Raw genomic sequence first — 3018 nt, 5'->3', positions numbered from 1 at the left:
GGCGACGATGACGCCGTACGGGGCGGGACCACCGGCTCGATACCGGCTGGTGCTGCCGTCAGGCGGTGTGGCGGCCCATGCCGCGGCGGCGCATCGCGTACACGCCGAGCGCACCACCGGCGACCAGCAGCGCACCGCCGCCGGCCAGGCCCGCGGCGCTGATGTCGCTCTGGGTGCCGCCGCCACCGGCGCCGACGCCGCCGATCGGCTTCGCGGTCGCGGTCGTGGTCGGGGTGGCGGTCGCGGTGCCGCCGGTCACCATGAAGGTGCCGGACGCGGTCCGGCCGTTGCCGCAGGTGAGCCGCACGGCGTACGAGCCGGCCGCCACGTTGCTCACGGTGCCGGTGCCGACCATGGTCTCGGTGCCCTGGGACAGGGTGATGGTCCCGAATGCTTCGGACGTGGCGCTGGCCGCCGTCCCGGCGCAGAGGTTCCCGTCGTTGACGGTGATCGAGGTGCCGGGAGCACCGGAGCCGGGGAAGACCTCGGCACCCTGGGCGTGTGCGGCAGTGGGGGCGATGGCGAGCAGGGCTATCGCGGAGGAAGCGCCAAGGACGTAAGTACAGGCACGACGCATGACAAGGATTCCTTTCGGCAGCCACGGCGGTTGCGGTCGTCGATGACCGCACTGGACCCCGTGGGACCTCACTCATCATCAGCAGACTTTTGCGGCAATGCACTTTGAAACCCCGCAAATGCCGTGCAAGCCACGAACTGCCACCAACTGTGGTATGCGGCACGCCTCATAGCCCCAGCCCCCGGTTGCGCGACCCGTGGTGCCCGCCCCGGCCCACCCTCGCCACCGCTGAGCCAACAGGAGTAACACCCCACAACTGAACAGGCGTCCGCCAAGCGCACCCGGTGCGCCGGTCACCCGAACAGCCGAGCCCAGGGGCGGATGGCCGGTGGATCGGCGTGAACAGGCACTGGTTCCTGACCGCCATGCGAGCGCAGTCCACCGCGTTCGACCCGTCGTACGTGACCTTCCGCCCGGCAATGCACACCCAGACCGGATGCGAGGTGTCCCGCATCGGGCGCCTGAGATCGACGCTCCCGTTCCGCATGGATCAGATCGCGGCGAGCACCGACCGCGCACGGATCGAGATCCGCGCAGACGACACCCCACGAGCCCAGGCGCCGGAGATATGAGCGGCGAAACCCCCAAGAAGACCTCGCGCCCCCCGACCGCCGAGCCCCAGCTCAGTTCGGGCTCCGGGGGTGCGTGGCGAAACCCCCAATACGAACTCTCGCCGCCCCACCACCGGTCCCAGCTCCGGCCAGGCGCCGCGGTGAAGCCCCCCAAGAAGAACTCTCGCCGCCCGACCACCGGCCCCAGCGAACGTCAGGCGCAGGGGGGCGGGCGGTGCAGCCCCGAAGAGGAACTCGCGCCGCCCGGCTGCCGGGCCTCATCGCAAGTTCGGGCTCCGGGGGCGTGGTAGCGAATCCCCAAGCAGGACTCTCCCCGCCCGACTACCGGCCCGGCCTCAGTTCGGGCCGCGGGGTGTGGTGGCGAAACCCCAAGAAGAACTCGCGCCGCCCGGCTGCCGGGCCTCAGCTCACTTCGGGCGCCGGGGGCGTGGTAGCGAACCCCTCAATCTCGCCGCCCGACCCCTGCCCCCAGCGAATGCCAGGCGCCGGGGGGTGTGGGTGGCGAAGCCCCCACAAAGCGCGGCGAAGCCGCGCACAAAAAAACCAAGGCCACCCACTCCGCGCTCTCTGCGGACATGGATGGCCTTGGACTTGGTGCGCCGCCAGGGACTCGAACCCCGGACCCGCTGATTAAGAGTCAGCTGCTCTAACCAACTGAGCTAGCGGCGCTTGCTGCGTGAAAAATAGTACCCGATCTCGGAGAGTGCTCGACACCGAATAAGCCCGGGTCCCGGGTGGCTGCTCCGGCCGGGTGACCGTGCCCGTGAGGGGCGGCGCGGCGGCTGCCGCGGCGTGCGGGTGCACGCTGCCGCTCGTCCCCTCGTGTGAGCTTGCTCCGGTCGGGTGACCCGGCCGCTGTGCCTGCCGTGTCGCCCCGCTCACGGCCCGCCTGGCGACGATTGACAACGCGCGCTCGCCCGCGTAGATCTGACGGGTAATCAGATCTAGGTGAGGAGTGCGCCGATGACCGGCTTGGCTGAGGATTTCGCGGCGAAGGCCGGGGCGGCGGTCGTGGTCGGCGCCAGCGGCGGACTCGGCGCGTCGATCGCCCGCATGCTGGCGGAGCGGGGCAGCGACCTGGTCCTGACGTACCGCAGCAACGCGGGTGCGGCCGAGGAGATCGCCGACGAGGCGCGGGTCAAGCACGGGCGGCGGGCCAAGGCGTACCGCGCGGACCTCACCGACGCGCCCGGGGTGGCCGCGGTGCTCGACGAGGCCGCCGCGGAGTTCGGCGGCATCCACACCCTCGTGTACGCCTCCGGCCCGCACGTCCCGATGATCCACCTCAGCCGCGTCTCGCCCGAGCAGTTCCGCAGCCAGATCGACAACGACGCGGTGGCCTTCTTCAACCTCGTGCACCCGGCACTCCCGCACCTGCGCGCCGGCAAGGGCAGCATCGTCGCGGTCACGACCGCGGCCACCAAGCGCTACCCGATCCGGGACGGCCTGTCGTCCGCGCCGAAGGGCGCCGTCGAGCAGGTCGCGTGGGCGCTGGCCGCGGAGGAGGGCCGGTTCGGCGTACGCGTGAACTGTGTCGGCCCCGGCATGCTCACCGACGGGATGGCCGCCGAGCTCATCGGCAGCGGAGACCTCGACGAGCGCGCGCTCGACGTGGCCCGCAACAACATCCCGCTGCGCCGCTTCGGCATCGCGGCCGACATCGCCGAGGCGGTCTGCTTCCTGGCCTCGGACCGGGCGGGATTCATCAGCGGTCAGAAGCTCGACGTCGACGGCGGCTACGGCGTCTGATACGTCGGCTGACCCGTCGGCCCGACCGCGCGTCCTTACTGTCTTTACTGGCAGTGCCACTGTCCGCACCGAGATCCGCGGATCGGCCCGGCTCGCGACGCTGCCGACGGGCGGGCGCAC

General features: G+C 71.3%; 3 protein-coding genes and 1 tRNA gene. 2 read left to right on the top strand and 2 right to left on the bottom strand.

Annotated elements, in window-relative coordinates; translation table 11 throughout:
• Window positions 1-58: 58 nt before the first annotated feature.
• On the bottom strand, window positions 59-577 hold the full coding sequence (locus AB0C36_RS42920; RefSeq protein WP_358365190.1) for a hypothetical protein: 519 nt from the start codon (window positions 575-577) through the stop codon (window positions 59-61).
• Between the two features lie 338 nt (window positions 578-915).
• Between AB0C36_RS42920 and AB0C36_RS42915 the strand changes: the two genes are divergently transcribed.
• Window positions 916-1149 carry a hypothetical protein gene (locus tag AB0C36_RS42915; protein ID WP_358365187.1) on the top strand — a complete coding sequence of 78 codons (234 nt, stop codon included), beginning with the start codon at window positions 916-918 and terminating at the stop codon, window positions 1147-1149.
• Between the two features lie 592 nt (window positions 1150-1741).
• Here AB0C36_RS42915 and AB0C36_RS42910 read toward each other — a convergent pair.
• Window positions 1742-1818: transfer RNA gene (locus AB0C36_RS42910), tRNA-Lys, on the bottom strand.
• A gap of 294 nt (window positions 1819-2112) precedes the next feature.
• On the opposite strand from AB0C36_RS42910, the gene AB0C36_RS42905 reads away from it, so the two are divergent.
• On the top strand, window positions 2113-2898 hold the full coding sequence (locus tag AB0C36_RS42905) for an SDR family NAD(P)-dependent oxidoreductase (RefSeq protein ID WP_358365186.1): 786 nt from the start codon (window positions 2113-2115) through the stop codon (window positions 2896-2898).
• The last annotated feature ends 120 nt before the right edge of the window (window positions 2899-3018 follow it).

Origin of the sequence: Streptodolium elevatio, from assembly GCF_040649515.1 — a bacterium.
Lineage (GTDB): Bacteria > Actinomycetota > Actinomycetes > Streptomycetales > Streptomycetaceae > Yinghuangia > Yinghuangia elevatio.
The sequence above is the reverse complement of the archived record's forward strand: the minus strand, read 5'-3'. Positions and strand labels throughout refer to the sequence as shown.